This window comes from Pantoea sp. Pa-EAmG (assembly GCF_030024295.1).
Taxonomy (GTDB): Bacteria; Pseudomonadota; Gammaproteobacteria; order Enterobacterales; family Enterobacteriaceae; genus Pantoea; species Pantoea dispersa.
In genome coordinates, this window is the sequence record NZ_JASEWO010000444.1 from 1 (window position 1) to 427 (window position 427).

The 427-nt window shown below is 51.1% G+C and carries 1 protein-coding gene; it reads left to right on the top strand.

What is annotated here, in order from left to right:
* Nucleotides 1–165: 165 nt before the first annotated feature.
* Nucleotides 166–427: hypothetical protein (locus tag QMM04_RS23230; RefSeq protein WP_282997241.1), on the top strand; the 262-nt coding region annotated here is incomplete at its 3' end.

Here is a 427-nt window from a genome sequence, read left to right on the forward strand (position 1 = left end):
AATTATTCGCAGGCTTTTACTTTTTTCACTGGTCCGCCCAGATTAGTCGCAGACTAAGGCTTTGCAAGTTTCAGGGCCGTTTAAAATTGTAAAGATGTGGGGACTGATGCCGGTCAGGTTTTGAAAAGCTTCTCGGGTCCACTGAAAATTTGCAGGAGCAGCTGAATGATCAGTAATAAACGTCTGCAGCGCATCGCTGAAAATGACATTGATAACGTCCCCGAGGTCAGGGAAATGGCCCGGGAAATTCTGTATTACCGGCGGGCGCTGTCAAAACCCTGGGCCATCATTGAGCCACTGGGCTCGAAGTATATTGAAGACGGGAAAGGCGCCATGGTGTGGGCCGCCCGTTACAGCGGCCGTCATGACATTCCTCTTTACCGGCTGGATGCTGATGCGCTCCCGGCTGACGTAAAAAGCGCTAAAC